Origin of the sequence: Komagataeibacter intermedius TF2, from assembly GCF_000964425.1 — a bacterium.
Lineage (GTDB): Bacteria > Pseudomonadota > Alphaproteobacteria > Acetobacterales > Acetobacteraceae > Komagataeibacter > Komagataeibacter intermedius.
The window spans coordinates 1-997 of sequence record NZ_BANF01000213.1 but is presented as its reverse complement, the minus strand read 5'-3'; the positions used below and the strand labels follow the sequence as shown (position 1 = coordinate 997).

Annotated in this window: 1 protein-coding gene; it reads right to left on the bottom strand. The window is 55.1% G+C overall.

What is annotated here, in order from left to right:
* Window positions 1-187: 187 nt before the first annotated feature.
* Window positions 188-997, bottom strand: an 810-nt coding sequence (locus tag B7449_RS16455; protein WP_048883846.1) for a zinc-binding dehydrogenase, incomplete at its 5' end; no start/stop codon positions are given.

Below are 997 nucleotides of genomic sequence, written 5' to 3'. Positions count from 1 at the left end.
CCGAACGGCCCCAGGTTTTTTATGCCCAGAGCCGCAAGCGCGGCGTCATAGAATTTCGCGGATACCGCAGTATCCACTGCCCCAAGAAAAACATGAGAGAAAACACCGTCACCGGAAATAACTGCCATGATCGTTCTCCTGTAATTTCCAACCATTGGAAATGATGTTGCGCGGTGAGACGCAGACCTTAGAAATGAATGACGGAACGGATGGATTTTCCTTCATGCATCAGATCGAAGGCCGTATTGATGTCTTCGAGCGGCATGGTGTGGGTTACGAAAGGCGCAAGTTCGATATCGCCACGCATGGCATCTTCGACCATGCCGGGAAGCTGGCTGCGTCCCTTGACCCCACCGAAAGCCGAGCCGCGCCACGAACGCCCCGTCACAAGCTGGAAGGGACGGGTCGAAATTTCCTGACCGGCCCCTGCCACCCCGATGACGATCGACTGCCCCCACCCACGATGCGCGGCTTCTAACGCCGCGCGCATGACGTTGACGTTTCCGATACATTCAAATGTATGATCAATACCCCAGCCGGTCATTTCCACAAGAACCTGCTGAATCGGTTTGTCATAATCCTTGGGGTTGAGGAATTCCGTGGCGCCGAATGCTTTGGCAAGTTCAAACTTTTCCGGGTTGGTATCAATAGCGAAAATCCGGCCAGCCTTTGCCTGTCGCGCTCCCTGAATGACCGCGAGACCGATCCCGCCCAGACCGAAGACGGCAACCGTATCTCCCGGCTGCACCTTGGCCGTGTTGTGTACCGCACCAATCCCTGTGGTGACGCCACATCCCAACAGACAGACATGCTCTGGATTGGATGCGGGATTGATTTTTGCCAGAGAAACCTCGGCGACAACCGTGTATTCGCTGAACGTCGAACACCCCATGTAATGATGGATCGGCTGACCTTTGTAGGAGAAGCGTGTCGTGCCATCCGGCATCACGCCTTTACCCTGTGTGGCGCGCACTGAAATGCAGAGATTGGTTTTTCC